Origin of the sequence: Roseibium sp. (assembly GCF_965232425.1) — a bacterium.
Lineage (GTDB): Bacteria > Pseudomonadota > Alphaproteobacteria > Rhizobiales > Stappiaceae > Roseibium.
In genome coordinates this window covers 2702163-2726318 of sequence record NZ_OZ246971.1, presented here as the reverse complement: position 1 = coordinate 2726318, position 24156 = coordinate 2702163, and the positions used below count along the sequence as shown (strand labels likewise).

Below are 24156 nucleotides of genomic sequence, written 5' to 3'. Positions count from 1 at the left end.
GTACCAATCGCGCCAGGGCTGGAGCACAAATGACGGACGCGCAGATTCCGGAACCTCAGATACCGCTTGGCGTCGGCACCCTTGTTGCAGAGAGCTTCTCCACTCTGGGCAGGCATTTTTTCCCGGTTCTGCTGATCGGCTTCGTGCCCAGCCTGCTGGGTGTCGTTCTTTCGGGTTCGCTCGTCGGTTTCGATACGGTCCTGAGCCTGGAGGAAACAGAAACCGCATCCGGAGGCGCCAGTGCGTTGACCGGGCTGGTGGACCTGGTCGTCTACTCGGTCACGACCGCCTTTCTGGTCCAGTTGGCCTATGACGCAAAACTGGAACGGCCAATCAGGCTCGGCAAATACATGGCTCCCGCCCTGGCGTCGATCTTTCCGATCGCAATACTCGGCATCGTCGTCGGCCTGCTCATGGGGGTCGCCGCGCTCGCCTTCATCATCCCGGGTCTCTGGGTCTACGCCGTGTTTTCCGTGATGGAACCTGCCGTTGTCATCGAGCGGCTTGGCTTCAAGGGGCTGGGCCGCAGCGCGAAACTGACCAAAGGCTACCGCTGGCCAATTCTCGGGGCGCTTTCAATCACCTGGATCTGCGCCATGGTGATCATCGTCCTGGCGCTGTTTGTGACCGATCTGGCAATGAGCAGCGGTATCCTGGCGTTGTCGATCATCCTATACGCCGCCCTCACTGCGATCGGTACGGGCCTTGTCAGTATCCTGACTGCGCTGATTTACGCCCGGCTCCGCGAAATCAAGGAGGGCGTGAGTGTCGACCAGATCGTATCGGTCTTCGACTGAAGCCTGCGAGATTGCCGGTGACGTTGTTGCATGGACGAATTGGAAAGCGAGGAAGATGTGATGGTGGATGTTTCGACGGTTCAGCCCCGGCAGCCGCTGGGGGTAACGACGTTGCTTGGAGACAGTTTCGCAATCTTCTTCGGTAACTTTTTCAAGGTCTACCTGCTGGCCTTCGGTCCGACACTGGTCGGTCTGATCCTGTCGGGTGCCCTCATCGGATTCGGCACACTGGCGGGCACCTCCGTTCCCGACTTCGACGGAACAGGCATCGCGATCGCCATATTTCTGGTGATCATCATCCAGTTCGTGGTCTATGCCGTAACAACGGCCTTGCTCGTTCAACTCGCCTATGACGCGAAAATGAACAGGCAACCGCGCATGGCCAGATATCTCGGTCCGGCATTCTCGACCCTGCTGCCCCTGATCATCCTCAGCATCATATCGGGTATCCTGATGATGATCGGCTTGGCGCTGCTTGTCGTGCCCGGGCTGTGGATCCTGGCCCTATTTTCCGTGCTGGCGCCAGCGATCGTCATCGAAAGGGCCGGCTTTGGCGGTCTTGGCCGCAGCGCAGGGCTGACGAAGGAATACCGCTGGCAGATCGTCGGACTGATCGTGCTGTTCCTGCTCATCCTGATCGGCATCAACATGGTGATCGGCGTCGCATCAGCCCTCGTGTCCATGCTGTTCGGAAACCTTGTCCTGGACCTGATCCTGGAAGCCCTGGTGTCCACATTCGGCGCAGGCCTCTTCAGTATCCTGATCGCGCTGATTTACGCCCGGCTCCGCGAAATCAAGGAAGGGGTGAGCGTTGACCAGATCGCCTCCGTGTTTGACTGACCCTTCGGACCGGTCCGTGTCCGCTGCACCGCTTGTGGACAGGTACCGTTGCTCTTATTGTCAGGATCCCCGGGACGAGTCGCTCGCGTTTCAGGTGCAGGCACAACGCCCCGGAGATTTTTGCATTAAGTGATTCTTTTTGACGAAAACGGAGTAATTGCATGACGGACACAGGTTACAGCCAACCCATGGCGTCGCTCGGTGTCGGCTCGATTGTCGGCGAGAGTTTCTCGATTCTGTTCGGCCACTTCATCAAGATCATCATCATCGGTTTCGTACCCACGCTGATCGGCTTCCTGATCTCGGGCGCACTGACCGGTTTCAACGTCGCCCTTGGTCTGGAAGTTCAGGAGTTCTCGGGACCGGGCAGCGTCGTTGCGAGCATTCTGTCGCTGCTGATCAATATGGTGGTCTATTCCATCACGACGGCACTTCTCGTTCAGCTTGCCTATGACGCAAAACTGTCCCGTCCCATCCAGCTCGGCCGGTACATCGGACCCGCCATCAGCGTCATCGTCCCGCTTGCGGTCATCACGATCGTCGTGTCGATCCTGGTATCCATCGGCGTGGTCCTGTTCATCGTTCCCGGACTGTGGGTTTATGCGGTGTTTGCCGTGATCGCTCCCGTCATCGTCATCGAACGTGCCGGTTTCGGCGCAATGGGACGCAGCCGCTTTCTCACCAAGGAGTATCGCTGGCCGATCGTCGGCGCGCTGATACTCGGGATCATCCTGTCCGTGATCATCAGCTTCCTCGCCGTCTTTGTGGTCGGCCTGATCGCCAGCATCGGTTCCATCGGACTTATCATCGGCGTCGTGCTGTTTGCCGGAATGTCCACGCTCGGCGCAGGCTACATCAGTATCCTCATCGCGCTGATCTACGCCCGGCTCCGGGAGATCAAGGAAGGCGTGAACGTCGACCAGATCGCGTCCGTCTTCGATTGAGCGGGCAACGAAGCGCTGCGTCAATGCGCAGCGTTTCATCTCAAACCTGCGGGCCACTCAGCGGACTTTCGTGCCCGCTAAAGAACCCGGGCAATTGACACAAGACAAGTCGCCGAAATGTCTTGCGTGATACCAGTGCGCGGAACTAACAAGACGAACGTGCCCTTTCATGCGGAGCAGTCTTCTGAAGCTTGTTGCCGAAAACCTGACGATCGACCGCGGTGGACGCCGGGTGTTTCAGGATCTGTCCTTTACCGTTGAAAAAGGGGAAGCCCTCGTCGTGACCGGTGCCAACGGCATCGGCAAATCGTCCCTGCTCAGAACGCTGGCCGGGCTCGTGCCGCTTGCGTCCGGCACATTGCAGCTGGACGGCGGAATACCCGACATTCTGCCGCAAGAGCAGGCGCACTATTTCGGCCATCAGGATGCGGTCAAACCGGCGCTCTCCGTTCTGGAAAATCTCCACTTCTGGCAGAGTTTCACCGCGTCTTGCGAACCGGGCGGCTTCAACGGCGGAAAGTGCACGCCGCGAGAGGCATTGGAAACCCTCGGGATCGGCCACACCGCGCAACTCCCTGCAGCCTATCTTTCTGCCGGGCAGAAACGGCGCCTGTCCCTGTCGCGTCTTCTGATCACGCCGCGGCCGGTCTGGCTCATGGACGAGCCGACATCCGCGCTCGACAAGGCGTCCGAACAGCAGCTTCTCGGCCTGATGAATGCCCATCTGGAAAACGGCGGCCTCATCGTCACGGCAACGCATACCGACCTCGCACTCGACCAGATCCGCACGCTGCACCTGAAGGCGAGCGACCCGGCCGCGTTGCCGATGGAGGATGCCCTGTCATGAGCGGTTGGGCGATGGCCTTGTTCAGGCGCGATCTGCGTCTCTCGGTCCGCGTCGGCGGCAGCGCGCTGGTGGGTGTCCTGTTCTTTCTGGCCGTGGTCACCGTCATTCCGTTCGGTGTCGGTCCGGACCTCAATCTTCTGGCCCGCATCGGTCCGGCCATCCTTTGGATCGGCGCTCTGCTGGCAACCCTACTCGGGCTCGACCGGCTGTTTCAGGCGGACCGGGAGGACGGCACCCTCGACCTGATGATGATGTCCGGCCGCCCACTTGAACTCGTCGTGCTGGTCAAATGCCTGGCCCACTGGATCGCGACCGGATTACCGCTGGTCGTTGCGGCCCCGCTTCTCGGCGTGTTTTTGAACCTCGACCCGGTGTCGATGGGGGCCGTCACCCTGACGCTGCTCGTCGGAACACCCGCGCTCACCCTGATCGGTGCGATCGGCGCGTCCTTGACCGTGTCGCTGCGAAAGGGAGGCCTGCTGCTTGCCGTTCTTGTCATCCCCATCGCGATCCCCGTTCTGATCTTCGGCGTCAGCTCGGCCGATGCCGCCATTCATGACCCGGTCCCGTTCCTGACGCCGTTCCTGATCCTGTGTGCGCTCACTTTGATCGCAGCGGTTGTCGGTCCCGTCGCTTCGGCCGCCGCCCTGCGTTTCTCCTCGGACTGAGTCGCCAGACGTGAACATCGCTCATTCTTGATCGAGCGCAATGCCGTCTGCGACAAGGCAGTGCATTGAAGGAACCGGGAGAGTGCAGTAAGTAAGACACCATGGCATTTTGGGATTATGCAAATCCGACGCGGTTCTTGAGGCTGGTGCAGGTCATTCTGCCCTGGCTCGTCGGCCTGTGCGTGATCACCTTCGCAATCGGGCTCTACATGAGCTTCCAGGCACCCGAAGACTACCAGCAGGGTCAGACCATCCGGATCATGTACATCCATGTCCCGGCCGCCTGGCTATGCATGATGTGCTACACCGTCATGTCGCTTTCCTCGATCGGGACGCTGGTCTGGAAACACCCGCTCGCGGATGTTTCAGCAAAAAGTGCTGCCCCGATCGGCGCCGCCTTCACTTTCATGGCCTTGCTGACCGGATCCTTGTGGGGCAAGCCCATGTGGGGAACCTACTGGGTCTGGGATGCGCGCCTGACATCCGTCTTGGTGCTCTTGATCATGTATCTGGGTCTCATGACCCTTTGGCGCACGATGGATGACCCGATCAAGGCCGGCAAGGCCGCAGCCGTGCTGACGCTTGTCGGCGCGCTCAACCTGCCGATCATCAAGTTTTCCGTGGACTGGTGGAACACCCTTCATCAACCCGCCAGCGTCATGCGCTTTGACGGGCCGACCATTCACCCGGACCAGCTCTGGCCGCTCCTGATCATGGCGGTGGCCTTCACGCTGCTGTTCTTCGTGCTGCACCTGATGGCGATGCGCAACGAAATCCTGCGCCGCCGCGTTCGTGCGCTGCGCATGAGAGCGGCGAGCGCCTCACATCCTGGAACCGCTGCGGCGACAGCGCAGCCTGCGGAGTAAGCCCATGGATCTCGGACCGCATTCCGGTTTCATCATCGCATCCTACGCGCTTTGCTTTCTGACGGTCGTGGCCCTTGTTGCCTGGGTCAGGATCGACAAGATCGTCCAGGACCGTGCGCTGAGACAGCTCGCCGAACAGGGAATTTCACGCAACCGACCGGACACCAGCAAACAATGACCGAAATGGAAGCACCGGAAACCGGGCTCGATCCGGACAAGACCTCCGAAGGCACAGCCGGGAAACGCGGCTTCCCGGTTCTGGTCCTGCTGCCTCTCGTCGTGTTCCTGGCTCTGGCCGGATTGTTCATGTTCCAGCTTCTGATGGGCAACGATCCCCAGAAGATCCCGTCCGCGCTGATCGACAAACCCGCCCCCGAGTTTTCCCTTGCCGCCGTGGAAGGCATCTCAAGCGATGGTGCTCCGGTTCTGGGATTTTCCCGCGACGACCTGCTCGGCGAGGTATCTGTTGTCAACGTGTTCGCGTCCTGGTGCGTCCCCTGCCGCCAGGAACATCCGCTCCTGGAAGATCTGGCAAAGGTCGACGGCATTCAGCTGCTCGGCATCAACTACAAGGACAAGCCGGAAAATGCCCGGCGGTTCCTTGGAAGTCTCGGCAATCCCTACAGCCGCATCGGCGCGGATCCGGCCGGAAGGACGGCCATCGAATGGGGCGTCTACGGGGTGCCGGAAACCTTCGTCATCGATAGGCAAGGCACGATCCGATACAAGTTCATCGGACCGCTGAGCCCCGCGTCCTACCAGGAAGTCTTCCTGCCGGAACTCAGTAAAATCATGGCTGAGAACCGGTAACGGCCAGATCGGCCGATTTCACATTTCCGCGAATTTCCCCCGATCTCTCCGATGTCACCGGCTCGTGACTCGCGATTGAAAGCCAAGTTGCATATTTTACCAGCAACCGAAAAAGGAAACGAGCCAAATGGTGGGTCTTGAATTTCGGAAAGCGCAACGGGCTTTCCGGTCGTGTGCTGTTGTTCTGGCGGGAATAGCCGGACTGGTCTTGTCGATTGACGTCGCCGACGCCCAGCCGAAAAAGGTGGTGGAACTGTTCACGAGCCAGGGCTGCTCGTCGTGTCCGCCAGCGGACAAGCTGGCCGAACGCCTGGTTGAGGAAGACAACGATGTCCTGACGGTTCTGATGCCGGTCGATTACTGGGACTATCTCGGGTGGAAGGACACCCTTGCCAGCCCGGTCCATTCCCAGCGGCAGCGCGCCTACGCCACCCGTCGCGGCGACCGGTCGGTCTATACTCCGCAGATGGTCATCAACGGCGAGGAACATGTTGTCGGCAGTCGCGAACGCGACGTCCGGGCGGCCCTGGACCGCGCCGACCCGTTCACCGCAGAGGTAGATCTGACAATATCCGACATGGTCGTTCAGGCCGATCTGGACGGGCAACTGCCTGCCGGTGCCAAGATGGCAACGGTCTATTTCCTCAGGATCGAGGACGAAGCGACGATCGACATCGGCCGGGGTGAGAATGCCGGTAGGAAGATCCGCTACGTGAACATCGTGCGCAACCTCCAGCCAATCGGCGTATGGGAAGGCGGCGCGGAAACCTTCCGCATGCCCAAATCCAAACTGATGCTGAAAGGCGATGCGCGCTGCGCGATCATCGTGCAGATCGAGGACCGCGACGGGCCAGGCAAGATCATCGGCGCCGCGGTCATGAACCTGCGCGACGGAGCTTGAGGCTCCGTCCGCACCGATCCGGAAAGTACAGGATTAACGCGGCGGATATCTTGTTTCCTGCGTAAAAGCTGCTACCCCTTTGCCGCGACGCGGCTCACGCAACGGGGAAGTGCATGGATCAGGCTTTGAGGCTTCGGGTTGCTTTTGCGAGCATATTCGTCGGCATCCTCGTTCTGGCCCTCAAGATCGGCGCCTATCTTCTGACCGGGTCGGTCGCTCTTTATTCCGATGCGCTCGAAACGTCGGTCAATATCGTCTCGTCCATCGCTGCGCTCGCCGCCGTGTGGCTGGCCTCCAAGCCGGCGGACAAGAACCATCCCTACGGGCATGACAAGGCGGAGTATTTTGCTGCCGTCTTTGTCGGCGTGATGATCGTGCTGGCCGCGATTTCGATTTTCCGGGCCGCCTGGATCGGTTTCACCGCCGGTGACCATCCGAACTATTCCCCGCTCGGGATCGGAATGAACCTGGCATCGGCGATCATCAACGGCGCCTGGGCCCGGTTTCTGATGAGCTTCGGCAGAAGATCAAGCTCACCCGCACTCATCGCGGACGGAAAGCACCTTATGACCGACGTCGTGACCTCCGTCGGCGTGCTTCTGGGCGTTGGCCTGGTGCTGCTGACCGGCTGGCAACTGCTCGACCCTGCCCTTGCGGTCATCGTCGGCGTTCTGGTGCTGTGGTCCGGCTGGGAACTCGTCAAGGAATCGATTGGCGGCCTGATGGATGAGGCTGCGTCCGCCGAGGTTCTCGGCACGATCCGCGAACAGATTTCCCAGCATGGAGAAGGGGCGCTGGAAGCCCATGACCTGCGCACGCGCATTGCCGGCAGGTCCACCTTCATCGACTTCCATCTCGTTGTCCCCGGGGACATGTCGGTCGACACGGCCCATGACATCTGCGACCGGATCGAAGCCGCGATCAAGGAAGGTGTTCCAGGTGCCCGCATCACCATTCATGTCGAGCCGGAACACAAGGCCAAACATTCGGGTATCGTGGTCGTATGACCAGATAAAGGGAAACCGCTCAGGCGGAACGAAGTTGGAAACACCTTTGACACATGCATTCAGGCGCAGAGCCCGGACCATCGCGGATCACACGATCCTGATTTCAGGATCCGTGCTCATGTGTTTGCCGGTCTATATGCTCTTCGCCGCAACCACGCATGCCCCCGGCACTCCGACTCTGCCGCGCCTCGATCCGGGCGGAGCCCTTGTTGCCAACTATACCGCCTTCCTGACATCGAGCGCTGGGTTCTCCGGAGACATCACCGTTGCCGGCATGCTCTGGAATTCATTCGTGCTGGGCGCCGGGTTTGCGTCGCTCAAGGTGGCCGTCTCCCTGCTTGCCGCCTACACGCTGGTCTATTTCAGGGTGAAGGGCGCAAGCGCCATCTTTGCCGTCCTTCTTCTGACGTTGATGCTGCCGCTCGAATCCCGGTTCTTGCCCACCTATGACGTCGTCGCGCAACTGGGGCTGGTGAACACGGAGGCAGGTCTCATCTTCCCGCTTGTCGCCTCGGGGCTCGGAACCCTGTTTTTTCGTCAGTTCCTTCTGACCGTTCCCGATGTGCTCCTGGAATCGGCACGACTGGACGGGGCCGGAAGCTGGAAATTCTTCAAGGACATCCTGATGCCGCTTTCGGCACCGACGGCTGCGGCACTCTTTCTTGTGTTGTTCGTGAACGGCTGGAACCAGTATCTTTGGCCGGTGATGGTGACCTCCGAGGAGGCCACCTACACGCTCGTGAGGGGTATGCAGTTTTTCGGCCGCGCCAGCCTCCCCGGCCTGATGCTGGCCGTGCTTGCGATCCTGCCTCCCTGCCTTCTTGTCATTTTGTTTCAACGACAAGTCGTTAAGGGACTGTTTGACGGCTCCCACTAGGCTCAGAACCGACGCAAGTCAGAAAAGGACGATACGCGCATGGCATTTGAAGCAATCCTGTTTGATTGCGACGGCGTTCTGGTCGATTCGGAACTGATCTACGTTGATGTGGAACGGGAACACCTTGCCCGGATCGGCCTGCACTACGACCTGGACGAGTACATGGACCGGTTTCAGGGTCTGGGGGGCACGGATTTCTGGGCAACCCTCGACCGGGACCACCGGGCACTCGGCAAGGGACCGCTGCCGGAAAACTTCAGTGCCGACCTCGACGCGGCCACCATGGAACGCATCAACCGCGAACTGTCGGAAATTGCCGGTATCAAGCAGCTTCTCCAAAACCATGGCGGTTCGCGCGCGGTCGCCTCGTCCTCTCGCCTGGCAAGGCTGGTCCACAAACTGCAGCACACGGGCCTTTACGCTTATTTCGAGCCCCACATCTATTCCGGCGAACAGGTGCCGAACGGCAAGCCGGCTCCGGACCTGTTCCTGTTCGCCGCTCAGAAACTCGGAGCGGATCCGAATTCCTGCCTGGTTATCGAAGACAGTGCCAACGGCGTTAAGGCCGGCCTTGCCGCCGGAATGACCGTCTGGGGGTTCATCGGCGGCGGGCACAGTCACCACGGCCACGCGGACCAGCTGCGCCAGGCCGGCGCACACCGGATTGTCGACACCCATGATGACCTGGCCGGCCTTCTGCGGTCCGGCAGCACCCCTGCGTGACATCAGCGGCTTCATTCAACATATTCAGGGTATCGAAAGGCCGGCGCGGCAGACTCCGATACTGACCGCGGGCGTCCATGATTCGGATCCCGTAAACTGAAGGGACACCCCATGTTCAAGCGTGCAGTGATCACGGCTCTGATCGTCGGATCGATCCTGACCGTCATCAATCAGGTCGATGCCGTTTTCGGGCCGGCCGAACTCATCATCTGGCAGGCCCTCCTGTCGACGGCCGTGCCCTTCATTGTCTCACTCGTCAGCGCCTATCTCACCCTGAAAAACAAGGAGGCGGGAAACGCGGGACGAACCGCCGCCGACCCCATCGGTGCCGGGCCGGTCGGTCCGGATTGTCCGGACAGGGCGCCGGGCGGCGCCCTCTCCCCGCTTCCCGTCGAAGAGGAGATTAGACAGCTGAAAGAAGCATGGGCCGTCGTTTCCGAGATCGGCCAGAATGCAAGGGCGGTGAACATTGCCAGCAAGGAACGTGCGGACTTTCTCGCGGACCTCATTTCAACGTCCGAGCATATCCAGAAGGATCTCCACTCGGTGGGCCTTGAAGCGCAGGGCTGTACGCAGGATCTTGCCGATGCCGGAGGCAAGATCACGCAGGCGCGCGAGGGCATAACCGCAATCTCGCAAACCTGCCTCAGCGCCGCAGAGCTGGTCGGGCATCTGGGCGCTGCGACGTCGGATCTGACCAGCAAGTTCAACGATATCGAAAATCTGGCGCAGGAAATCTCGTCGATCTCGTCTCAGACCAACCTGCTCGCGCTCAACGCCACCATCGAAGCGGCCCGGGCCGGTGACGCCGGCAAGGGCTTTTCTGTCGTCGCAGGCGAGGTGAAAGCTCTGGCCGGATCGACGGAGAAAGCGGTTGAATCCATTGCAAGGATCCTCGCGGAAATGACGCGATCGCTTGCCGAAACACGACAGCTGGTCGAAACCGCGAAAGAGAAGCTGCAGCTTTCCGACACCCAAAGCGCCGACAGTCTGGAGCAGATTTCGTCGGTGGAGACCTATCTGAGCGACCTGACCAGCCGCAACGAGGCGACCTCCCGCCAGATGACGGACCGGACCGCCGCGCTCGACAAGGTGTCGACCAACCTTCACCAGATCCGCAAGGACACGGAAAACGCCATCAAGGGGTCCGCCCGCAACATCGAGCTCGCCAAGCGCGCCTCGGAGACGGTTCAGGACGTGGCTGACCGCCTGACGCATTCCGCCTGAGACATTCCGCCTGAACGGCGGCACCGTTCCGAAGACAAAAAAAACCCGGGGTCGCCCCCGGGTTTCCAGTTTGCGGTCCGAGCCATTAGACCGCCTGGGAGATTTCTTTCTTCGCCTCTGAACCTCAGAGACGCTGAGAACCGGTTCCGAATTCCGGATAGGCTTCCACGCCGATTTCGACCTTGTCGAGACCAAGAGCCTCTTCTTCGTCGGAGACGCGGATACCCATGGTGCTCTTCAGGATGAACCAGACGATGCCGCTGGCGACGAATGCGAACACGCCGTAGGACACGATACCGATGATCTGTGTGCCGTAGGAAGCATCGCCGTTCGACAGCGGAACGATGAGGGTGCCCCAGATGCCTGCAAGCAAGTGAACCGGGATGGCGCCGACAACGTCGTCGATTTTCAGCTTGTCGAGCAGCGGAACGGCGAAGACAACGATCGCACCACCGACACCACCGATGAACAGCGTTGCCCACATGTTCGGCGCAAGCGGTTCAGCCGTGATGGAGACGAGGCCGGCAAGCGCGCCGTTGAGCGCCATGGTCACGTCGACCTTCTTGTAGAGAACCTGCGTCAGGATCACCGCGACGATCACACCGGAGGCAGCAGCCATGTTGGTGTTGGCGAAGATGCGCGAGATGTCCGTTACATCGCCGATGGAACCCATTGCGAGCTGCGACGCGCCGTTGAAGCCGAACCAACCGAGCCACAGGATGAACGTGCCGAGCGTTGCAAGCGGCATGGACGATCCGGGAAGCGGGTGCACGGTGCCGTCAGCGCCATACTTGCCTTTACGGGCACCAAGAATGATGGCACCGGCCAGAGCAGCCCAGCCGCCCACGGAGTGAACGATCGTGGAACCGGCGAAGTCGGAGAAGCCCATCTCGGAGAGCCAGCCGGCACCCCACTGCCAGGAACCGGAAATCGGGTAGATGATGCCGGTGAGAACAGCCGTGAAGATCAGGAACGGCCAGAGCTTCACGCGCTCGGCCACCGTACCGGAAACAATCGACGCCGTTGCCGCAACGAAGACCATCTGGAAGAACCAGTCGGACGCCGTCGAGTAACCGGTGTCGAGGGCGTCGCCGCCGACCGGATCGAAGGAATAGGGACCGAAGGAACCGATGAAACCGCCGTCGACGCCGGTGTACATCAGGTTATAGCCGGTGATCCAGAACATCACGCCTGCGATCGAGTAGAGCGAAATGTTCTTCAGGCACTGCATCGACACGTTTTTCGAACGCACGAGGCCGGCTTCCAGCATTGCGAAACCGGCAGCCATCCACATGACGAGGAAACCGCCGATGAGGAACAGAAGTGTGTTGAAGATATAAGCAACTTCCGGAGACACGGCCGGAGTTTCAGCTGCATCCTGAGCGAACACCGGCAGAGCCGAAAGGCTCAACACGGCAAGCGCCGCCGCACTCTTTGCGACAAGTTTTTTCATGATACGTTTCCTTACCTAAATCACAGAGCTTCGGCGTCTGTTTCGCCAGTGCGGATGCGCACAGCCTGATCGATCGAGTGAACGAATATTTTGCCGTCTCCGATCTGGCCGGTCTTGGCGGCCCCGGAGATCACGTCGATTACCTTCTCGACATCAGAGGTATCGACGGCGACTTCGATTTTCAGCTTCGGCAGGAAGCTCACCGCGTACTCTGTTCCGCGGTAGATTTCGGTATGCCCCTTTTGGCGGCCATAGCCTTTCACTTCGGTCACCGTCAGACCCTGTATGCCGATGCCCGTCAGGGCATCGCGCACTTCGTCGAGCTTGAACGGCTTAATGATGGCCATCACTATTTTCATTGCTCGTACCATTCCCCTTTTTTCGCCCCTTCCCGTCGAAGGGACTCGGTCGTCAGCCCCGGTGCCGTGTCTGTTTGAAGCCCCTCTGGAAGACTGTTCAGATCTCGCATGCACCATGACCCAATCGCCGGGCCAACGTCGGCGTCTGTTAATCAAGGACCGTGCCAACTGGCGAGAGAAAGTGAAAAAAGTAATTTTTTCAGATGCTTGTGTGATCTTGCCGAAAATTCACCCGTTAAGAAATCTGAACGTGATGAATTTCGAGGCAATTTTTCTGACTAAAAAATAGACGGATTGCAGGCAAGGTGTGAAAAATTAGGCAGATCGAAGACTGGGCAAAAGCATCGAAATGAGGCAACCGGATATCGAAGCCGGAAGGCCGACCGGTCTACGCCGGGGCAACGGACAGAAGCATGGCCGCAAGCTGATTTCAGGCGGAAAAACCGCCATCGTCCAGGTAGGCCATCTCCGCGGGAGTGGAGTCACGCCCAAGGATCTTGTTGCGATGAGGAAAGCGCCCGAAACGCCTGATCACGTCCATGTGGATCAGGGCGTAGTGATAAAAGTCCGTGTTTCCCAGGCGCCGGCACAGATCAACGGACCGCTCCTGGTGGGACATGTTTTCCGAATGTTCAAACGGAAGGTAGAAGAACACCCGCACGTCCTTGGGGAAGGCGCGGTCGAAACCTCTTTCCAGGGCGGTCTCGGCAATCGACACGGCCTTTGCGTCGGAAGCAAACGCCTCGGGCGTCCCCCTGTAGATGTTGCGCGTCATCTGATCGAGCAGGATGAGCAGTGCGAGGGCGCCGTCCGCGGTATCCGCCCAGTGATCCAGCGCGCCGGCGGTCGCGGCTTCGACGGTTTCGCGGAAGCCGTCGCGGCAGCTTCCATCGAACTTGTCACCACCGGCGAACCATTTCGGCGCACCTGCCTGCCACCAGAAATCGAGAACGTCCAAGGGAGAAACGGTCATCTCGGGCATTTGGGCACGTCCACTCGTCATCACTCTTCCTAACGGGATTTCGTCATATCCCATGCCATTTCAGTCTCAAGAACTTAATGCGAGTGAACAACCTAGTCACCGCACGCGCGGCTTTGCCAGTTTTCCCGGTGACGGCGCATCTGTTCTGCAAGATAGCCGCTTTCTTTCAGCGCCGCCATTTCATCCCTGAACGCCTCGACGAGCTGGACGTCCGTGCCGCGGCTGAAGACGGCCCAGAGCGGTTTTGCCAGGTCTTCTATGTAGACGACGGGCTGCAACTGGTCGCCGTCATATCCCTGCCGGCACGCGGAGGCCTCGGCGAGAAACCCCGTGAGCGGCAGCAGATCGATCCTGCCGAGGTAAAGCATTTCGATCCCCTGGCGATAGTCGGTTATCGGAACCAGCTGGCCGGAAGTTTCAAGACCGGCCTCGCGGAGATAGGCATGCGTGTTGCCGCCGTCCTGCACGCCGATCCGCACGCCGGCGCCCTTCAGATCAGCGACGGTATCGGCAGCAATTTTCGGGTTTGACCTGAGCCGAAAAAGATACTGGCCATAGGGTGACACCTCGCCAAGCCAGAGAAACTGCCCTTCGCGCTCAGGCGTGCGGGAAAGTGAAAACAGCAATACGTTGGGAACCCTTTCAGCGGTCAGCATGGCGCGTTTCCACGGCATGAACTCGATCGACGCGGTCTTCAACGGAATGCGTTTTTTGACCCGCTCCATCACCGCCGAAATATACTGCGCCACATAGCCGTCCGGTGTTCCGTCATTGTCCCATTGAAGCGGTGCAAAACTCTGCGTGACGATCCGGATCGACTGGGTCTCGGCAGAGACACAAGGGGTCGCCCCGAGCGCGAGCCAGGCAACGGCGGCGAAGATCAGCCAGGGTTTCGAGGTCATGTCACTTCCGAACTATCCGGCATCAGAACGAGATGCAGGCGCTCCCTGATCATGCGCGATTCGAACAAATGCACTTGGCACTTTCATATCAGACGATCATTAATGGCCCTTGAAGGAATGGAAACCATCTGTCTTTTGAACTAGATAATGCCTTGTACGGAGATTGTGCGAGAAACCGCTCGACAGCAAAAAAGAAGGTCTACTGTGTCCGAAACCCTGCTTGATCTGAAGGGTCTGAAGTGCCCGCTCCCCGTGCTCAAGGCGCGCAAGGCCATGTCGCGGATCCCTTCCGGCGACCGGTTGATCGTTCTGACGACCGATCCGATGGCCGAAATCGACATCCCCCATTTCTGCCAGGAAAACGGCCACACGCTCGTTTCGAGCGAACGCACGGAGTTCGGTCACAGGTTCCTGCTCGCCAAGGGCACCTGAAGCCCCGTTACATCACTCCCGCGACGCGACGCTGTCGATTTGACGGGCAAGCTCAAGATCCAGTTCGCTCAGCCCTCCGACATCATGGGTGGCAAGCGTGATGTCGACCGTTCGGTAGACGTTCGACCATTCGGGATGATGGTTCATTTTTTCGGCTATCAGCGCCACATGTGCCATGAACCCGAAAGCTTCGCAAAAGTCCTTGAACTTGAAGGACCTGAAGATGGCCTCTCGTCCTTCGCACAGATGCCAGTCCGGCAAGGTCCGGAGCCCGGCGGCGCGATCTTCCGGTTTCAGTCGTTCAACCATCTGTCCAACCCTTCGCTATGATATTGCAATTCCCGCCATGCAAAAGCACGATGTCGGTCCTGAGGATATCGGAGAGTGCGGTGACCCACAAAGTTCTGTTTGTCTGTCTTGGCAACATTTGCCGTTCCCCCCTCGCCGAGGGCATTTTTTCCGGGCTCGTCGATGAGGCCGGCCGGACCTCTGATTTCCTGATCGATTCGGCGGGCACCGGACCATGGCACGTCGGCAATCCACCCGACCCGCGATCAGTTGACATTGCCGCCAGACACGGGCTCGACATCTCTCATCAGCAGGCCCGAACCGTCACCGCGGGAGATTTCGACCGGTTCGACGTGATCGTTGCCATGGACGGCGACAACTTAGCCGCCCTCGCGTCCATCAGCAAAACGCCCCGCGCCGAGATCCGCCTCCTGCTGAACGCGCCGCCGATGGACGTGCCTGATCCCTATTTTGGCGGTCCGGAAGGATTTGAGGACGTGTTCCGCCTGATCCGGTCCGGGTGCGAGAAACTGCTCTCCGGCATTGCCTGAAAAGGCCGTGTTCGATTCCCGCGGCATTTGACCGGTTGCTTTCATAAATCCTTCTTACAGCCTGCGCTAGGGTACGGACCCGACGGTGAGGCTGCGTTTGCAATGAAAATCCTCTGGTGGTCCCTGGCCGCCCTGCTCCTGTTGCTGGGATTTGCAACGGTATGGCTGCCCATCCCGACCGGGGTGCCGTTGCTTGCGCTCGGGTTGATCGTGATTGTCGGAACGAGCAGAAGCGCCGCACGCCTCCTGCGAAGGCGCCGCCGCGCAACACCGCCCCTGAACGACGCGATCACCTGGGTTGAAAACCGGTCTCCGTTGCGTTTTGCCAGAATTCTGAAACGAACCCGTCCGAGAAAAAAGCGGATCCAGGCGGATTCAGAGCACCTCACATGATCGATGACAACGCATCGGTTGGAATCACTGCTCCGAGAACCGCTGCAGGATCCCGTGAAGCAGACGTTTCGCACGACGTCCGGCGCGGCGCAGACTGCGATGGAGACGGCGGCCCTTTACCGTGAACCATTCATCCAGCTTCCGGTCCGTGACCAGCGGCGGAACCCTCTGGTAGAGAAGATGGTAGACGGCGAGAATGAGCAGCAGCGTCACACCCCAGGAAATCAGCGTGTCGGAAAAGAAGTGTCCGCCGAACGCAACCCTGTTGGCCGAGAGGATCACGCAAAGCGGCAGCACGAAACAGAGCGTCGCCTTGCGCCAGCTTGCCGGCACGAGAAACGCAACCGAGGTAAGCCAAATCGCGGCAGAGGCTTCGCCCGAAACGAAGGAACAGTTGCGCTCGCAATGATCGGAAATGACCCAGACCGGCTGATGCGGCAGGTCACCGCCGAACTCCTCGACATACCTGGGCCGCGGACGGCCCCAATTGTCTTTCAGGATGGTGTTTACCAGGACACCGGGTCCCATGATGAGCGTAGTCAGCAGAAACAGCGGCTGTCTCAGCGGCAGGATCGGCGGCCGGCCGGGTGCAAGGAGCTTCAGAACAAGCACCGCGACGCAACTGATCGCAATCACGCGCACGAGAAACGGCCCGAGGTGCCTGACATCTCTCAAAAAGGCATCATTTTGAGCCCAGAACCCCGCCGTCTCCGAATAGAGCAGGCCGCTGACGAGGAAATCGACACGCGGAAAGGCGAGAAAAAACGCGGAAACCGCGGCGATGTAGATCGTGACGCAGACCATCGGGTGCGCCCTGCACCAACCGGCTATCTTGCGAAGCGGAGACTTGGGACTATTCTCGTGTGATAGGGTTTGCGTCATTACTGCTTTTCGAACCAATTCGGAGTTTCGCGTTCAAGGTCGTTGCGGTGCAGCCTGTCTTGCAAAGCTATGACCTAACGCATCCGGCGATGCCAACCAAGCCCCGGAGACCGGCAGGCATTCAAGGGGAGTATCACAAGGTGTCCACAAGCCGCCAGACCGGTATGCATGCAAAATCCGACATAGGTTCTGAACAGGCAGACCTGCGGCCGGCCGTGGAATTCTGGTACGAGTTCGCGTCCACTTACAGCTATCTGTCAGCCATGCGCATCGAGACTCTGGCGAGCGACTGCAACATCCGCATTGTCTGGCGTCCGTTTCTGCTGGGTCCCATTTTCAAGAAGCAGGGTTGGGACACGTCTCCCTTCAACCTTCATCCCGCGAAGGGCCGCTACATGTGGCAGGACATGGAGCGGCAATGCGAACGATACGGCATCCCCTTCACCATGCCGGCACCGTTTCCCCAGCACAGCCTGCTCGCCGCACGGATTGCCCATGGTGGCCGTCAGCAATCCTGGATCGGAGCGTTTACGCGTGCGGTCTATGTCGCCGAATTCGGCCAGGGTCTGGATATTTCGGATGAAGGCCTCATGGCCAACCTTCTGCTGGAAACAGGCGCGTCGGTGACGCAGGTGCTCAAGGAGGCGTCCAGTTCGGAAACCAAGATCGGATTGCGGGCAGCTGTCTCGGAAGCGGAAGAGCGCGGTATTTTCGGCGCACCCAGTTTCGTTCTGGAAAGCGGCGAACTCTTCTGGGGCGATGACCGGCTGGAACTTGCACTGGAAACAGCCACGCGCGGGTAAGGCCACTCAGGCGCCTGCCCGGAAACTCCTGTCAGGATCACGGAGCAGCCGAAGGCTCATCCGCCGTCCTGCACGCGCTCCAGCGCGGCGAACAGGTCTGCCGGCGACAGCGGTTTTGCAATGACGTCCGCGAAACCCGCAGCGTGCAGCCGCGTCTCGCCGACTGCCTCCAGCGCTGCTGTCACGGCGATCAGCGGCAGATCCGAAATCGCCGGGTCGCGCTTGATCTCGCCCGCGGTTTCAACCCCGCTTTTTCCCGGCATGTTAAGGTCGAGAAGCACCGCATCATATGCCTTTGATCGTATTGCGCCCAGCGCGTCATCGCCCGAGTGAACCACGTCGAAGGAATATCCGAACGATTCCATAAGCGCGGACATGAGGCGGCAATTTGTTTCATTGTCATCGACGATGAGAACATGTGCAGCGGCTTGTGCCGTCCTCTTTTCCGCCCGGGGAGGAATGTCCAGGACAGGCCGACGAACTGGAGCAATGCCTCTTTGCACAGGAATGCGAAGCTCGAAACGGCTTCCGCCCGCCTCGGGCCGAACCAAGCGAAGCTGCGCCCCCAGTTCGCTGGATTGACAGGCGGCTCCCCAGAGCCCGAGACCCGAACCCGCCACTGTTTCAAGACCGCGCCTGCCGCGCGAAAACGGACGGAACAATGTTGCCTCTTCTTCCGCGTCGATCCCGGACCCGGTATCCGTTACCGAAATGCGGACACACTCGTGTTCATCGCGTTTTTGGGCGTCGGCGGAAAACCCGTCCTGCGTCACGTCGATGTCGACCGACCCCTGGTCGGTGTATTTGACGGCATTGTCCAGCAGCGTCGTCACGATCCGGCGCAGCTCTGCGGCATGGGATGTCACGAAGTCACATGCGTCCGGCTCGATATGCAGTCGGAAAACCAGGCCTTTTTCCTCCGCCGCAATCTGAAACAGCTCTGCACAGTCGCGCACGATCTCAGCAACAGCCTGCTGCGGCGTTTCCGTTACATCGTCGGACCTGACTGCCTCGACAAGCTCACCGGTCATCGCCGTCAGCGCATCGATGGATCGAACGAGGATCGAGAGCTTGTCGAACTGGTCCTCATCAAGCGGCCTGGCACCGATCAGTTCCGCGGTCAGCCGCATCGCGGCAAGCGGTGTCCTGAGATCATGTGCCAGCAATGCCAGCTTGACAGCTTCGTCATCACGGTCCGGCATGAAGCCCGGTTCCTTCTGCGCGCAGGAACAATCGGATCACCGTGGTTCCAGCATTCGGAGGAAACGGGAAGACCCAGTGTCTTTTGTGAGTGCCATTTTGAAGGCTAGCGGCGCGCGATCCAATCCCCTAAAAGCAATTCCCAACGGCAATTTTCGACCACCCTCTTCGCCCCCGAGGCCTCGCTGAAACCGGATGCTTGCACAGACCTTCCTGATCGTCGCCCCAGTCTTTCTCCTGATCGGGATCGGCTATTGCTTCGCCCGCTTTGGCGTCCTGAACCAGTCCATCGGTGCAGCGCTCGGCGACTTCGTCTTCATCGTCGCCGTGCCGGTCCTGATCTTTCGCTCGCTCATCAATGCGGACTTGTCCGGCGGATTTCCGCTGACCCTCTGGGGAAGCTACTTCATGGGTGTTGCCGTTGCCTGGACACTTGGGACACTGGTCATTCGCAAGGTGTTTCGCCGCGAGGCCAGGGCCGGCGCGATCGGGGCGATCTCGGCCTCCTACTCCAATGTCGTGCTTGTCGGCATGCCGCTCATCGCCGCCGTCTACGGCAATGGCGGGCTTGTACCACTGCTGCTGATCATCTCCGTTCACCTTGCCACCATGACGGTCATCACGGCCATCGCCATGGAGCGCACGGCGGCGATCGACAGCGGCAGCGAAATGCCGCCGGTCGGCAGGCTCGTGCTTGAGGCCGGCCGAAAGGTATGCGCCAATCCGCTCATCATCACCGTGGTTTTCGCACTGCTCTGGCGTCAGACCGGTCTGGACATACCGGAGGTCGGTGACGACGTGCTGCGCCGCATCGCCGCGACAGCCCTTCCGCTGGCCCTGCTCTCTCTCGGCATGAGCCTCGTGCATTATGGACTGCGGGGCAACATTCTGCCCGGCTTTCTGCTCGGCGCGATCAAGGTCTTGATCATGCCGGCCGTGGTGTTTCTGGCTGCTGCCTTCCTGTTTCAGCTTCCCCCGCTCTGGACAGCCGCCGCAACGCTCGCCGCCGGCTGTCCGACGGGCGTGAACGCCTATATCTTCGCCAACCGCTACGGCACAGGCCATGCGATGTCGGCAAACGCGATCACACTGACCACCCTCGTTGCGATCGGAACGATCAGCCTCTGGACGTCGTTCTTGGCGTACTGGTTCGATGGCGCGCTCTGACGGCGCGGATCAAAGGCCGATGCGTCGCCGCAGCTCCGTGAGCGTAAGCCCGCCTTCGCGTAACGACTTGAGGCTCGTATCATCGTTCGATTTCGAGAGCTTGCGCCCGTCCGGGCCGAGAACGAGCCGGTGATGCCGGTACCGGGGTTCCGGCAGATCGAGCAGGCACTGCAAAACCCGGTGGACGCTGGTTGCCTGGTAGAGATCCTGTCCGCGCAGAACGTCCGTGATGCCCTGGCGCGCATCGTCGATGACCACGGCGAGATGGTAGCTGGTCGGCGTATCCTTGCGCGCCAGCACCACATCACCCCAGCGTGACGCATCGGCCGGAACCGTTTCGGCGGGCCCGAAAAGGGCCTTCCCCTCTGACCCCGCTTCCTGCCAGGTGAGGCCGGCGCCGACCCGCGCGAGCGCCTTGCCCATGTCCAGGCGCAACGTGAACGGCGCGTCGCTGTCCATACGTTTCCCCAGTTCACTTTCGGAGAGAACATTGGTGTCGCCCGGATAGAGCGGCGCGCCGTCCGGGTCACGCGGCCAGGGTTTTCCGCTGTCTTCGGTATCCTGTACGAAGCGCTTGATTTCGGCTCTGGAGAGATATGCCGAATAGATCAGACCCATGTCCTGCAGCCTTTCGAGTGCCGCACGGTAGTCGGGAAAGTGTTCGGATTGCCGCAGGACCGGTTCGTCAAGCGGCAGGCCCAGCCATGCCAGGTCCTCGAACATGCCGGCTTCAAGCTCCGGCGTGCACCGGGCCTGGTCGATGTCCTCGACACGCACCAGGAACCGCCCCTCCAGCGCCACGGCTGCACGCACATTCAAAAGCGCGGAAAGCGCGTGACCGATATGAAGATGTCCATTCGGAGAAGGGGCGAAACGGAAGACAGGCTTGCTCATGAAGGCGGCAGGAACGGGTTGACGCGGACGCGGACATGAATCATGACCGCCTGTATACCTACCACTCCCGGGACGCCGCGCAAGACAAGACCCGCCAGATGAGACCCGCCAGATGAGATCAATTGAGACCGACGAGGACGTTCAGGCAGGATTGACGGCGCTGATCGCTGTGCATCCGGAACTTGCCGCCGTCGCCCGGGCGACGGGCGCTCTGCCGCTTCGCCGCCGGACCGCCGATTTTGCCGGACTGACCCAGATCGTAACGGCGCAGCAGGTGTCCGTTGCCAGCGCGTCTGCAATCTTTGAACGGGTGCGCACCCTCGTATCTCCGCTGACGCCCGAGACGCTCGCGTGTTTTTCCGACGCAGACCTCGCTGCAGCCGGTCTCTCCCGGCCGAAAATCAGGACCCTGCGCGCTGTTGCTGCCGCCTGCGAGAGCGGACTGGATCTTGCCCGGCTCACCGAAAAGCCGGCTGCCGAGGCACACGCGGCCCTTTGTGAGATAAAGGGGATCGGACGCTGGAGCGCAGATATCTTCCTGCTTTTTTGTGCCGGCCATCCGGATGTTTTCCCGAGCGGCGACCTTGCCCTGCAGATCGCCGTTCAGGACGCTCTCGGCCTCGCAGAAAGACCGGCGGTGCACGATCTCGACGGGATTGCGCTGAAATGGGCGCCCCACCGCGCCGTCGCGGCCCGGCTGTTCTGGGCGTGGTACCGCGTCATGAAGAACGGCCGCGAGACCTTACCGGTCTGAGTGTCGAGAGCCTGCAAGCGCGGCTTCGATCGACCGAAGCAGAAGCGCAATATCCTGCGGGCGCGACAAGCGGTGATCTCCGTCGGGAACAAGCGTGAACGTCACATCGTCCCGGGGCAGCGCCTCGACCAGCCTTTGCGCGTGGCTTGCCGGGACGTCAGGGTCCAATGCGCCCTGGAGGATCGTGACCGGTGCGCCGAGATGCAAGTCCCGCCCGAAGAGCAAATGGTTGCGACCGTCTTCGATCAGCCTGCGCGTGATGACATAGGGATCATCACCGTAGTCTGAGGGCTGTGCCCAGAAGCCGTTGTCGAGGATTGCCGACCGGATATCATCGTTGAAGCGCTGTTTCCACATCAGCTCCTCGGTGAAGTCGACGGCCGGCGCGATCAGAACAAGTCCCTTGACCAGCCCGGACTGCCTTCGTTTCAACGCCAGCAGCAGCGCAAGCCAGCCGCCCATCGATGAGCCGATCAGAAGCGCACCGTTGCCGCAGAACCGGTCAAACACCGCCTCGGCCTCCTCCAGCCAGTCGGAAACACACGCCTCTTCGAAACGCCCGCTTGAGCGTCCGTGTCCGGAATAGTCGAACCGCACGACTGCCTGACCGGTGCGCCTGCCGAATTCGGCAACCGCCTCCGCCTTCGTGCCGGTCATGTCGGATTTGAACCCGGACAGCCACAGCACCGCCGGAGCACCACCATCGGTGACATCGACCGCGATCTGGCGTTCCTTATCGCCTTTTCCGACCTGAATGAATTGCGGTTCCTGTCCACCCATATTATGGCTCTCATTTCCTGGTGACGTTTCTGCCTGCCCTTTGACACGGCTGAACCGAACTTAAAAGCTCTCCGGAGACAAGAATTGCATCAATTCCAGCCCGGGACGACCGTCCTGCAAGTGATCCCCGACCTCAATTCGGGCGGTGCCGAACGCACAACTGTCGACGTCGCGCGGGCGATCGTCGAAGCCGGCGGCACGGCATTGGTGGTCAGCCAGGGCGGGCAGATGGTTGCGGAACTGGAAGCGGCGGGCGCAGAGCATATCGTCCTGCCGGTCAAGTCCAAGAACCCGGTGAAGATGCTCAAGAACGCCGGTGCGCTGAAGGATCTGATCGCGGCAAGGCACGTCGATATCGTGCATGCCAGAAGCCGGGCGCCTGCCTGGTCGGCCCTGCGCGCCGCGCGCGCCGCGAACGTCCCCTTCGTCACCACCTATCACGGCACCTACAATCAATCGAACGCCCTGAAATCGTTCTACAATTCGGTAATGGCGCGCGGCGATGCCGTGATCGCCAATTCCCGCTTCATCGCGGATCTGATCACGGCGCGGCATCCGTTTGCGCAAAAGAGGATAACCGTGATCCCGCGCGGCTCGGATCTGAAAGGCCTCGCTCCTGACAGTGTGAGTGCCTTGCGGCAGCAGGCCCTGAAGGACAGCTGGGGTGTACCGGCCGGAAAACCGATCGTGCTGAACATGGCGCGCCTGACCGGCTGGAAGGGGCAGAAGGTCGTGATTGCGGCCATGGCTCACTTGCGCGACATGGGCCACAGGGACCCGGTCGCCATCCTGGCCGGTGATGCGCAGGGCCGGGACAGCTATGTCGCAGGCCTGAAAAAAATGATCGCCGACAACGCATTGCAGGACCAGGTCCGGCTGGTCGGCCATTGCAGCGATGTCCCGGCGGCCCTTGCGCTTGCAGACGTGTCGGTCGTCGCTTCCGTTGAACCCGAAGCATTTGGAAGAGCAGCGGTCGAGGCACAGGCTGCCGGCGTACCGGTCATTGTTTCCGATCACGGCGCCGTTCCGGAAACCGTCCTGGCACCGCCCGAAGTCGCGGACGAAGAGCGCACCGGCTGGCGTGTCGTGCCGGACGACGCAACGGCCCTTGCCGTTGCGCTCAACACGGTTCTTGCGCAGGAACCCGGGATGCTGGAGGCGATGAAGGCGCGCGCACTTGACCACGTGCACCGCAATTTCTCGGTCGAAACGATGTGCAGCCGCACCCTCGATGTCTATGCAAAGGTCCTGCATCAGGCCGCGAGCGGATAGGCCTCTTCAACCAGATAGGGGCCGCCGCCCACACTCGACTTGGCCGAAAACAGAACGAATCGTCCCGCGACGAAGGGCGGCGCCTGGAAATTGCCGCGCTCACTGAGCCATTTGGCGACATCCTCGTTGGTGGATGTCTTGCAGCGTGCGATCGTGACATGGGGAATGTATTTCCGGCGTTCCGCGGGCAGATGCATGCGCTGCAGGATCCGCTCCTGCTCGGCCTGAAGCTCCGCAAGCTGTGTCGTCGGTTCAACCCGCGCCCACACGGCGTGCGGCTTGCCGTTTCCGAAGGACCCGAGGCCGGTCAGCCGGATTTCGACCGGCTCGCGCCGAACGCGATCCAGCGCCGCAACGACTTCATCGGCGGTACGGTCATCGATATCCCCGATGAAGCGCAGCGTGAGATGATAGTTTTCCGGATCGATCCAGCGGGCGCCCCGGAGGCCTCCCCGGAGCATGGAAAGCATGAGAGCCGTCTCGGACGGAATCTCAAGGCCTGTAAATAGGCGCGGCATGGGGTCTCCCTCCGCAGTC

Annotated in this window: 30 protein-coding genes; 20 read left to right on the top strand and 10 right to left on the bottom strand. The window is 60.5% G+C overall.

What is annotated here, in order from left to right:
• Nucleotides 1–29 precede the first annotated feature (29 nt).
• The 13 genes from ACO08A_RS12500 to ACO08A_RS12440 all read left to right on the top strand — a co-directional run bounded on the left by ACO08A_RS12500 (nucleotide 30) and on the right by ACO08A_RS12440 (nucleotide 10507).
• A complete protein-coding gene (locus ACO08A_RS12500) occupies nucleotides 30–797 on the top strand; it encodes a hypothetical protein (RefSeq protein WP_422041357.1) in 768 nt (255 codons plus the stop codon).
• Between the two features lie 30 nt (nucleotides 798–827).
• The gene (locus ACO08A_RS12495) at nucleotides 828–1637 is read left to right on the top strand and encodes a hypothetical protein (protein ID WP_422041356.1); all 810 of its coding nucleotides are present in this window, start codon (nucleotides 828–830) and stop codon (nucleotides 1635–1637) included.
• A 161-nt stretch (nucleotides 1638–1798) separates the two neighbouring features.
• Nucleotides 1799–2581, top strand: a complete 783-nt coding sequence (locus tag ACO08A_RS12490) for a hypothetical protein (RefSeq protein WP_422041355.1) — start codon at nucleotides 1799–1801, stop codon at nucleotides 2579–2581.
• A gap of 184 nt (nucleotides 2582–2765) precedes the next feature.
• On the top strand, nucleotides 2766–3428 hold the full coding sequence (gene ccmA, locus ACO08A_RS12485; protein WP_422041754.1) for a heme ABC exporter ATP-binding protein CcmA: 663 nt from the start codon (nucleotides 2766–2768) through the stop codon (nucleotides 3426–3428).
• Nucleotides 3425–4096 (top strand): heme exporter protein CcmB, encoded by a 672-nt coding sequence (ccmB, locus tag ACO08A_RS12480; protein ID WP_422041354.1) that lies wholly within the window; start codon nucleotides 3425–3427, stop codon nucleotides 4094–4096. Before ccmA ends, ccmB begins: the two co-directional genes overlap by 4 nt.
• Nucleotides 4097–4197: 101 nt before the next feature.
• Complete coding sequence (locus ACO08A_RS12475; protein WP_421980167.1) at nucleotides 4198–4962, top strand: heme ABC transporter permease; 765 nt, start codon at nucleotides 4198–4200, stop codon at nucleotides 4960–4962.
• A 4-nt stretch (nucleotides 4963–4966) separates the two neighbouring features.
• A complete protein-coding gene (ccmD, locus tag ACO08A_RS12470) occupies nucleotides 4967–5140 on the top strand; it encodes a heme exporter protein CcmD (protein ID WP_422041353.1) in 174 nt (57 codons plus the stop codon).
• Nucleotides 5141–5145: 5 nt separating this feature from the next.
• Nucleotides 5146–5772, top strand: a complete 627-nt coding sequence (locus ACO08A_RS12465) for a DsbE family thiol:disulfide interchange protein (protein WP_422041753.1) — start codon at nucleotides 5146–5148, stop codon at nucleotides 5770–5772.
• 208 nt (nucleotides 5773–5980) lie between these two features.
• Nucleotides 5981–6673 (top strand): DUF1223 domain-containing protein, encoded by a 693-nt coding sequence (locus ACO08A_RS12460; protein ID WP_422041352.1) that lies wholly within the window; start codon nucleotides 5981–5983, stop codon nucleotides 6671–6673.
• 113 nt (nucleotides 6674–6786) lie between these two features.
• Nucleotides 6787–7680 carry a cation diffusion facilitator family transporter gene (locus ACO08A_RS12455; protein ID WP_422041351.1) on the top strand — a complete coding sequence of 298 codons (894 nt, stop codon included), beginning with the start codon at nucleotides 6787–6789 and terminating at the stop codon, nucleotides 7678–7680.
• Between the two features lie 118 nt (nucleotides 7681–7798).
• Nucleotides 7799–8557 (top strand): carbohydrate ABC transporter permease, encoded by a 759-nt coding sequence (locus tag ACO08A_RS12450; RefSeq protein ID WP_422041752.1) that lies wholly within the window; start codon nucleotides 7799–7801, stop codon nucleotides 8555–8557.
• A 39-nt stretch (nucleotides 8558–8596) separates the two neighbouring features.
• Nucleotides 8597–9280, top strand: coding sequence for an HAD family hydrolase (locus tag ACO08A_RS12445; RefSeq protein WP_422041350.1), 684 nt, complete (start codon nucleotides 8597–8599; stop codon nucleotides 9278–9280).
• A 111-nt stretch (nucleotides 9281–9391) separates the two neighbouring features.
• On the top strand, nucleotides 9392–10507 hold the full coding sequence (locus tag ACO08A_RS12440; protein ID WP_422041349.1) for a methyl-accepting chemotaxis protein: 1116 nt from the start codon (nucleotides 9392–9394) through the stop codon (nucleotides 10505–10507).
• A 124-nt stretch (nucleotides 10508–10631) separates the two neighbouring features.
• Here ACO08A_RS12440 and ACO08A_RS12435 read toward each other — a convergent pair whose 3' ends face one another.
• From ACO08A_RS12435 to ACO08A_RS12420, 4 genes are all read right to left on the bottom strand, one after another.
• Nucleotides 10632–11960, bottom strand: a complete 1329-nt coding sequence (locus ACO08A_RS12435; RefSeq protein WP_319384556.1) for an ammonium transporter — start codon at nucleotides 11958–11960, stop codon at nucleotides 10632–10634.
• Nucleotides 11961–11980: 20 nt separating this feature from the next.
• Nucleotides 11981–12319: a P-II family nitrogen regulator gene (locus ACO08A_RS12430; protein ID WP_421980174.1), complete on the bottom strand. Its 339-nt coding sequence runs from the start codon at nucleotides 12317–12319 to the stop codon at nucleotides 11981–11983.
• A 430-nt stretch (nucleotides 12320–12749) separates the two neighbouring features.
• Nucleotides 12750–13322, bottom strand: coding sequence for a DUF924 family protein (locus ACO08A_RS12425; RefSeq protein ID WP_422041348.1), 573 nt, complete (start codon nucleotides 13320–13322; stop codon nucleotides 12750–12752).
• Between the two features lie 71 nt (nucleotides 13323–13393).
• Entirely contained in the window at nucleotides 13394–14203 is an 810-nt protein-coding gene (locus ACO08A_RS12420) for a substrate-binding periplasmic protein (RefSeq protein WP_422041347.1), read from the bottom strand.
• 204 nt (nucleotides 14204–14407) lie between these two features.
• Here ACO08A_RS12420 and ACO08A_RS12415 point away from each other — a divergent pair, with 204 nt between their 5' ends.
• Nucleotides 14408–14635 (top strand): sulfurtransferase TusA family protein, encoded by a 228-nt coding sequence (locus ACO08A_RS12415; protein ID WP_422041346.1) that lies wholly within the window; start codon nucleotides 14408–14410, stop codon nucleotides 14633–14635.
• Between the two features lie 12 nt (nucleotides 14636–14647).
• Here the strand turns inward: ACO08A_RS12415 and ACO08A_RS12410 are convergent, their stop codons facing one another.
• A complete protein-coding gene (locus ACO08A_RS12410; RefSeq protein ID WP_422041345.1) occupies nucleotides 14648–14944 on the bottom strand; it encodes a 4a-hydroxytetrahydrobiopterin dehydratase in 297 nt (98 codons plus the stop codon).
• 80 nt (nucleotides 14945–15024) lie between these two features.
• Between ACO08A_RS12410 and ACO08A_RS12405 the strand changes: the two genes are divergently transcribed.
• Both ACO08A_RS12405 and ACO08A_RS12400 read left to right on the top strand, forming a co-directional pair.
• The gene (locus ACO08A_RS12405; RefSeq protein ID WP_422041344.1) at nucleotides 15025–15474 is read left to right on the top strand and encodes a low molecular weight protein-tyrosine-phosphatase; all 450 of its coding nucleotides are present in this window, start codon (nucleotides 15025–15027) and stop codon (nucleotides 15472–15474) included.
• 102 nt (nucleotides 15475–15576) lie between these two features.
• Nucleotides 15577–15867, top strand: a complete 291-nt coding sequence (locus tag ACO08A_RS12400) for a hypothetical protein (RefSeq protein WP_422041343.1) — start codon at nucleotides 15577–15579, stop codon at nucleotides 15865–15867.
• Between the two features lie 24 nt (nucleotides 15868–15891).
• Here the strand turns inward: ACO08A_RS12400 and ACO08A_RS12395 are convergent, their stop codons facing one another.
• Entirely contained in the window at nucleotides 15892–16749 is an 858-nt protein-coding gene (locus ACO08A_RS12395) for a phosphatase PAP2 family protein (protein WP_422041342.1), read from the bottom strand.
• Between the two features lie 164 nt (nucleotides 16750–16913).
• Between ACO08A_RS12395 and ACO08A_RS12390 the strand changes: the two genes are divergently transcribed.
• Entirely contained in the window at nucleotides 16914–17552 is a 639-nt protein-coding gene (locus tag ACO08A_RS12390) for a 2-hydroxychromene-2-carboxylate isomerase (RefSeq protein ID WP_422041751.1), read from the top strand.
• Between the two features lie 56 nt (nucleotides 17553–17608).
• Here the strand turns inward: ACO08A_RS12390 and ACO08A_RS12385 are convergent, their stop codons facing one another.
• On the bottom strand, nucleotides 17609–18754 hold the full coding sequence (locus tag ACO08A_RS12385) for a hybrid sensor histidine kinase/response regulator (protein WP_422041341.1): 1146 nt from the start codon (nucleotides 18752–18754) through the stop codon (nucleotides 17609–17611).
• Between the two features lie 193 nt (nucleotides 18755–18947).
• Between ACO08A_RS12385 and ACO08A_RS12380 the strand changes: the two genes are divergently transcribed.
• Nucleotides 18948–19919 (top strand): AEC family transporter, encoded by a 972-nt coding sequence (locus ACO08A_RS12380; RefSeq protein ID WP_422041340.1) that lies wholly within the window; start codon nucleotides 18948–18950, stop codon nucleotides 19917–19919.
• Between the two features lie 9 nt (nucleotides 19920–19928).
• On the opposite strand, the gene gluQRS is transcribed toward ACO08A_RS12380, so the two are convergent.
• Complete coding sequence (gene gluQRS, locus ACO08A_RS12375; RefSeq protein ID WP_422041339.1) at nucleotides 19929–20813, bottom strand: tRNA glutamyl-Q(34) synthetase GluQRS; 885 nt, start codon at nucleotides 20811–20813, stop codon at nucleotides 19929–19931.
• Nucleotides 20814–20925: 112 nt separating this feature from the next.
• On the opposite strand from gluQRS, the gene ACO08A_RS12370 reads away from it, so the two are divergent.
• Nucleotides 20926–21567: a DNA-3-methyladenine glycosylase family protein gene (locus tag ACO08A_RS12370; RefSeq protein ID WP_422041338.1), complete on the top strand. Its 642-nt coding sequence runs from the start codon at nucleotides 20926–20928 to the stop codon at nucleotides 21565–21567.
• Here ACO08A_RS12370 and ACO08A_RS12365 read toward each other — a convergent pair.
• Nucleotides 21556–22347: an alpha/beta hydrolase gene (locus ACO08A_RS12365; RefSeq protein WP_422041337.1), complete on the bottom strand. Its 792-nt coding sequence runs from the start codon at nucleotides 22345–22347 to the stop codon at nucleotides 21556–21558. The genes ACO08A_RS12370 and ACO08A_RS12365 overlap by 12 nt on opposite strands.
• A gap of 84 nt (nucleotides 22348–22431) precedes the next feature.
• Between ACO08A_RS12365 and ACO08A_RS12360 the strand changes: the two genes are divergently transcribed.
• Nucleotides 22432–23619 carry a glycosyltransferase family 4 protein gene (locus ACO08A_RS12360; protein WP_422041336.1) on the top strand — a complete coding sequence of 396 codons (1188 nt, stop codon included), beginning with the start codon at nucleotides 22432–22434 and terminating at the stop codon, nucleotides 23617–23619.
• On the opposite strand, the gene thpR is transcribed toward ACO08A_RS12360, so the two are convergent.
• Nucleotides 23601–24137: an RNA 2',3'-cyclic phosphodiesterase gene (gene thpR / locus ACO08A_RS12355; RefSeq protein WP_319384570.1), complete on the bottom strand. Its 537-nt coding sequence runs from the start codon at nucleotides 24135–24137 to the stop codon at nucleotides 23601–23603. The genes ACO08A_RS12360 and thpR overlap by 19 nt on opposite strands.
• Nucleotides 24138–24156 lie beyond the last annotated feature (19 nt).